The sequence below is a fragment of the Thermotalea metallivorans genome, assembly GCF_001562415.1.
In the GTDB taxonomy this organism is placed as follows: Bacteria; Bacillota; Clostridia; order Peptostreptococcales; family Thermotaleaceae; genus Thermotalea; species Thermotalea metallivorans.
Map to the genome: position 1 here is coordinate 1 of NZ_LOEE01000039.1, position 4,540 is coordinate 4,540.

The window sequence follows — 4,540 nt, forward strand, 5'->3', positions numbered from 1 at the left end:
AACTGCTTTACAGGAAAAACTGTTCCTGACAAAAGAGACGATTAATGAATTTTTGGACTACTTTGTCTCGACTTTGCCTGATTATATCAAGCTAAAGCTATCAGTTGCTTCCTGCGAAAGTTGATTTTCAGAATTAAAATCCAGAACCAAGCCATATCCTCAAACTTTAAAAGATGCAATAGTTCAATATTTTATGTTTGAGGCCTTCTTTTCCTTAATGTTTGCTGAGGATAATGTCGATAAGGATGACATTTATTATGTATGTGGACATTGTTTCAGAAGTATTTCTTGCTTAAATCAAGTTTTATTTGCTTTGAATGAAGAATACTGCATTAATGAGAAAAAAGCGGTCAGAACGATTGATGGCTTTATTATAAAGCCCAAGGATTATAAAAATAGAATAGATGAGATTATTACATTACTTTCCGCTGATAGAGATACTACAAGAGAAGGGATAAATATGCTTAAGGAACTTATTTCTGAAACAGAAATCCTTCTTGTTAAGTAATAAAATCATTTTGTATAGAACTTATATTACGAACTACAAACGAGAAATTAAGAAGGAGAAACTTATAATGAAAGCAGAGATTAACCTTATTACAATTTGGACAGACGAAATTGACAGGATGAGAAATTTTTATAATCAAGTCCTTGGATTTAGAATTAAAAATGACCTTGGCAATTATGTTGAATTAGAAAATAATGGAGTAAGATTTGCTATATGTATGAGAAATGTTATGTATTCATATAGTGATGAGTATAGGAAAAAAGTAGTTGGTCAGGCTTTTGAATTGGCTTTTCCATGTGAAAATCCTGATGAAGTAGATGAAGCATTTGAAAAGTTGGTTACGATGGGAGCAACTCCTGTTCATCAACCTCAAAATATGCCCTGGAATCAAAGAACAGCATTATTTGCAGACCCAGATGGCAATATACATGAAATTTTTTCAGAGATTATTTAGGTCAAAACTTTCTATAGAAATATGTATTAAGAGGTTATACATACTTGTGTGGGAGTAATAATTTGGAAAAGCATGAGTTTGGAATAATAGATTCTTTTGAAGAAAACAAATGGTATAGTGACTATGAACCTGAAAAATATAATTGTATTTCTGTTAGTGACGATTTATTTGAAGAATTAATTATAAAGTGTAATGAAGAATTATTGGCAATTAAAACATATTTTCAGGTTACAACCCAGCCAGGTACCGGATTAGATTATTGCGGTGTAACGCTTATTCCTCCAGAATCCCTTAAACAATTTAGAGGGGTTATTATCAAGGCAAATATCCACTATCAATCGCAGGAACTTGAATTGCTTATTGAAAAGGTATCTAGTGCAATTAGTGAAAATAAATACTTAATTCACTATGGAATATAGTATTTTTCATATAAGAATATGAATATGCAGATGAAAAGTGGGAGTATCATGTTTGAATATATAAAATTGCAAAGAACAATGTGTTTTGGGACTTGCCCCGTTTATAGTGTAACAGTGGATAATGAGGGCAATGTAAATTATTATGGAGAATTGTTGATAATAACAGATTAAAGGGAACTCAATACTGGTTCCCTGTTCGTTGCTCAGGGTTTGCGAATAATATCAAAATCACAGATAGTGATAGAATGGGTGTTATAGTCAATGAGCCCATCTTTTTTCATTTTATTGAGTTCACGGGAAAGAGAAGTCCTTTGAATACCTAACCTCTCGGCTAATTCCTTTTTTGTCATATTAAGTTTTATTTCTTTACTTTTTTGAGAGTAGTACTCATAGTTTAAGAATTCAATGATAGATTCCTTTATAGATTTCATGGAGATTGATTTAATTTTGCTTGTCAAGATAGCAGTTTTGTCCGATATGCAAGTTAAGAACTGTATTAAGAAATCCTGGCTAGTCTGACAAAGTTGCAGTACAAAATCTTTATCGATATGTAAAATTTCAGCATCTGATTTTGCCACCACACTCATGGGATAATAAGGATACCTTGAAAACAATAGGTTGCCTCCTATACTGTCTCCGACCTTAAATTCGGTAATAGTTAATACATTTCCCTTTTCATCAATCTTTTGAACAAATACCTGGCCTTTTAAAATAATATCCCAGTAATTGCATTTCTCGCTTTCAAAATGGATAATGCTGCCTTTATTGTATTTAGAGATAATATAATTATGAGTTTTAAAAAGATTAAGCAGTTCTTCAGTAGAAAATCCATCAAATAACTCTGTTAGTCTTAAAATACTTAGATAATTTTTTATATTCATAAATACCACCTTTTTTAAAATTAGGTTGTGTTAAGTAGTATTTGTGTAAAATGCGTCAAATGATTTATTTTCAAGCATTAGAGAGTTATTAAACCTCAGAATTCGTGTACCCCCTAATTTTCATCAAATCCATGCTTGCATCCTCTTAAAAATGCTTTAAAATCTGCTCATAAATTTTTGTCAAGGTCGGGCTGAAAGCCCGTTAATTTCAGCCTTGACAAAAATTCAATTGAGCAGATTAAAATTTTGTCAGAGGATGAAAGTATTTAAATCTTGCGAAGCATTTTTTCATATTTTACTTTACACTATCTAAAATTAGTTACCGTGGTAACTGTATGTTACTGTAATTTATTATAATATAGATTTAAACATAATGAAAGGAGAGTTTTTATGCTGGAGAAAAAATATGTATACAGTCTTACAGATGACAAAATAATTGAAAGGATTGTGGATGATGAGAATATTCACCTAAATCATATGGTTCTTGTAAAAGGAACAAATCTTCCTGAACACTATTCCAATTCCAACGTCTATATGATAATTGTACGGGGAAAAATGACTTTGCAGTTAAATGAACAAGAACCACATCATTACACCAAGGGAGATATTATTAATATACCATACAAAACAAAAATGAATGTCCATAATCAAGACGAAGAAGTATTGGAATTCTTTGTGGTAAAATCACCTAATCCTAAAAACTACAGGGAGAAGGAGTGATGAAAGGTGGATATTTTTACAGCATCATTATGGGGAATAACAGGGGCTGCATTTATTGCATCCCTTGTTAAAGATAAGCAGAAGACATTCAATTCTATAAAAATGGCAAGAGGTATGATGAAAAATATGATTGGAGAGATTGTAGGCATCTTGTTTCTTATAGGATTGATTCTGACCTTCATACCGCCTGAAGTTATAAAGAATGTTTTGGGAGAATCCAATCTGTTCATTTCAACCGTTATTTCTGCCTTAGTAGGTAGTATTACATTGATTCCAGCCTTTGTAGCATTTCCTCTGGTAGGTTCTTTTGTAGATGCAGGTGCAAGTATTGTCCCTGCCGTTGCATTCTTAACTACTTTAACGATGGTTGGAATAGTGACATTCCCATTAGAAAAACAAGAGTTTGGTTTGAAATTTGCTACTACCCGTAATGTTCTTAGTTTTGTATTTGCACTTATAATAGCGCTGACGATGGGAGTGATTATGTGAAATGATTGAAATAATTAAAAAGAACAAACTGCTGGCAGCAGTATCTTTGGCATATATTTTTCTATTTATCGCAATGCCCGATAAGGCTTATTTATCTGTCAAAAACAGCATATATTATATTATAGAAATGCTTGAAATTATGCCTGTGATTTTTATACTTACATCAATTATTGAAGCATGGGTTCCTAAAGAAGTAATCATGAATGGATTTGGGGAGAAAGCAGGAATAAAGGGGGGTATATTCTCGTTCTTATTGGGCAGTTTTTCAGCAGGACCTATTTATGCGGCATTCCCAATTTGCAAAATGCTTTTAAAGAAAGGTGCCAGCATCGCAAATGTAGTCATCATATTAAGTGCATGGGCGGTAATAAAAGTACCCATGCTTGCCAATGAAGCAAAATTCTTAGGACCGAATTTTATGGGGCTAAGATGGATATTGACAGTAATATCCATACTGATAATGTCATATCTAATGACTGTATTTGTAAAAAAAGAAGATATTCCTGTTCAGGAAGAGCGTGACCTTGGCAAAGTAACTGGTATTAATATTAAAGAAAAATATTGTATTGGATGTGGACTGTGTGAAAAATTAATGCCTCATTATTTTAAGGTGGTGGATAAGAAAGCAAAATGGAAAGAGTCTAAACTTAATGAGACACAGATAAATGAATTGAAAGCGATAATAGATAAATGTCCTGTTAAGGCCATAGACTTAAAATGATATTCTTACTGTATACCCAAAAAACTTGTGTCATGAATAAAAAGTATTGTTAAGAATCATGGTGAAAATAGGGTAGAAACCTTATGGGAGCCATGATTTTTGTTTAGCATGAGTAGTTTTAAGGCGAGATGGGATAAGGGTATGAGGGGGAGTTTTGACATGTTTTTTTTGGTTACATCAGAGCATATATGTTATATTTATATTAAGATATTTAGATAAATAAATCAACTTTCGCAGGAAGCAACTGATAGCTTTAGCTTGATATAATCAGGCAAAGTCGAGACAAAGTAGTCCAAAAATTCATTAATCGTCTCTTTTGTCAGGAACAGTTTTTCCTGTAAAGCAGTT

At 32.3% G+C, this 4,540-nt stretch carries 8 protein-coding genes; 7 read left to right on the plus strand and 1 reads right to left on the minus strand.

All coding sequences use genetic code 11. The features are described from left to right. Window positions 1–217: 217 nt before the first annotated feature. The 4 genes from AN619_RS09280 to AN619_RS16700 all read left to right on the plus strand — a co-directional run bounded on the left by AN619_RS09280 (window position 218) and on the right by AN619_RS16700 (window position 1,552). Window positions 218–508 (plus strand): hypothetical protein, encoded by a 291-nt coding sequence (locus tag AN619_RS09280; protein WP_242867371.1) that lies wholly within the window; start codon window positions 218–220, stop codon window positions 506–508. A gap of 67 nt (window positions 509–575) precedes the next feature. Then, a complete protein-coding gene (locus AN619_RS09285; RefSeq protein WP_068556432.1) occupies window positions 576–962 on the plus strand; it encodes a VOC family protein in 387 nt (128 codons plus the stop codon). Between the two features lie 62 nt (window positions 963–1,024). After that, window positions 1,025–1,381, plus strand: coding sequence for a hypothetical protein (locus AN619_RS09290; protein ID WP_068556433.1), 357 nt, complete (start codon window positions 1,025–1,027; stop codon window positions 1,379–1,381). A 48-nt stretch (window positions 1,382–1,429) separates the two neighbouring features. Then, window positions 1,430–1,552: a DUF6438 domain-containing protein gene (locus tag AN619_RS16700; protein WP_242944057.1), complete on the plus strand. Its 123-nt coding sequence runs from the start codon at window positions 1,430–1,432 to the stop codon at window positions 1,550–1,552. Between the two features lie 32 nt (window positions 1,553–1,584). Here AN619_RS16700 and AN619_RS09295 read toward each other — a convergent pair whose 3' ends face one another. Continuing rightward, window positions 1,585–2,262 (minus strand): Crp/Fnr family transcriptional regulator, encoded by a 678-nt coding sequence (locus AN619_RS09295; protein ID WP_068556434.1) that lies wholly within the window; start codon window positions 2,260–2,262, stop codon window positions 1,585–1,587. Window positions 2,263–2,652: 390 nt separating this feature from the next. On the opposite strand from AN619_RS09295, the gene AN619_RS09300 reads away from it, so the two are divergent. From AN619_RS09300 to AN619_RS09310, 3 genes are read left to right on the plus strand one after another with little or no spacing between them, the layout of a single operon-like run. Continuing rightward, on the plus strand, window positions 2,653–2,982 hold the full coding sequence (locus AN619_RS09300) for a cupin domain-containing protein (RefSeq protein WP_068556435.1): 330 nt from the start codon (window positions 2,653–2,655) through the stop codon (window positions 2,980–2,982). Window positions 2,983–2,988: 6 nt separating this feature from the next. Then, window positions 2,989–3,471 (plus strand): permease, encoded by a 483-nt coding sequence (locus tag AN619_RS09305; RefSeq protein WP_027622411.1) that lies wholly within the window; start codon window positions 2,989–2,991, stop codon window positions 3,469–3,471. 1 nt (window position 3,472) lies between these two features. Then, on the plus strand, window positions 3,473–4,192 hold the full coding sequence (locus tag AN619_RS09310) for a permease (RefSeq protein WP_068556436.1): 720 nt from the start codon (window positions 3,473–3,475) through the stop codon (window positions 4,190–4,192). Window positions 4,193–4,540: the final 348 nt, after the last annotated feature.

What these genes read in the sequence shown, in the direction of transcription:
- AN619_RS09280 (WP_242867371.1), top strand. Translation starts at nt 218, where the DNA reads ATGTTTGCTGAGGATAATGTCGATAAGGATGACATTTATTATGTATGT.
- AN619_RS09285 (WP_068556432.1), top strand. Translation starts at nt 576, where the DNA reads ATGAAAGCAGAGATTAACCTTATTACAATTTGGACAGACGAAATTGAC.
- AN619_RS16700 (WP_242944057.1), top strand. Translation starts at nt 1,430, where the DNA reads ATGTTTGAATATATAAAATTGCAAAGAACAATGTGTTTTGGGACTTGC.
- AN619_RS09295 (WP_068556434.1), bottom strand. Translation starts at nt 2,262, where the DNA reads ATGAATATAAAAAATTATCTAAGTATTTTAAGACTAACAGAGTTATTT.
- AN619_RS09300 (WP_068556435.1), top strand. Translation starts at nt 2,653, where the DNA reads ATGCTGGAGAAAAAATATGTATACAGTCTTACAGATGACAAAATAATT.
- AN619_RS09310 (WP_068556436.1), top strand. Translation starts at nt 3,473, where the DNA reads ATGATTGAAATAATTAAAAAGAACAAACTGCTGGCAGCAGTATCTTTG.